Origin of the sequence: Paracoccus sp. JM45 (genome assembly GCF_003590715.1) — a bacterium.
In the GTDB taxonomy this organism is placed as follows: Bacteria; Pseudomonadota; Alphaproteobacteria; order Rhodobacterales; family Rhodobacteraceae; genus Paracoccus.
The window spans coordinates 1-508 of the sequence record NZ_QQVY01000081.1; the positions used below are offsets into that span (position 1 = coordinate 1).

The window sequence follows — 508 nt, forward strand, 5'->3', positions numbered from 1 at the left end:
CAGTGACCTCCTCACACCCCCGACTTACCGGGACGTCGTGACGCGCAATTTCCGCTACGCCATCGTCGTCACCGGATTCCGATAATCCTCTTGTTTCGTCATCATGGCCCAGAGGCCACGTGCTATCTTGTTGGCCAGCGCAATCGCGGCAACCATGCGTGGCTTGCGGGTCAGCAGGCGCTTCAGCCAGCCATTGTTTGGGGTGTCGAACCGCTCGACAGCCTGGAGGACTGCCATGGCGCCAGAGACCGGAAGGGTGCGGATGTCGCGCTGTCCCATCTTCGAGGTCTTCCCCAACCGGGCCTTACCACCTGTTGAATGCTATTTAGGCAAGAGACCCAGCCACGCGGCAAAATCGCGACCGCGCTTGAAGGTCGCCAGGTCAGGGGCAAACGTCTCGATCGCAAGAGCCGTGACAGGACCCACGCCCGGCATGGTCTGTGCGCGGCGGACCGAATCCGCTTTTTGGGCGGCACATCTCATCTTCGTGTCGAGCTCTGCAACACGC

2 protein-coding genes are annotated in these 508 nt (G+C 61.4%); both read right to left on the reverse strand.

Annotated features, from left to right (window positions below):
- Positions 1–54: 54 nt before the first annotated feature.
- On the reverse strand, positions 55–279 hold the full coding sequence (locus DWB67_RS17830; protein WP_119808855.1) for a hypothetical protein: 225 nt from the start codon (positions 277–279) through the stop codon (positions 55–57).
- Between the two features lie 42 nt (positions 280–321).
- On the reverse strand, positions 322–508 hold a 187-nt coding region (locus DWB67_RS17835; RefSeq protein WP_147385986.1), incomplete at its 5' end, for a transposase.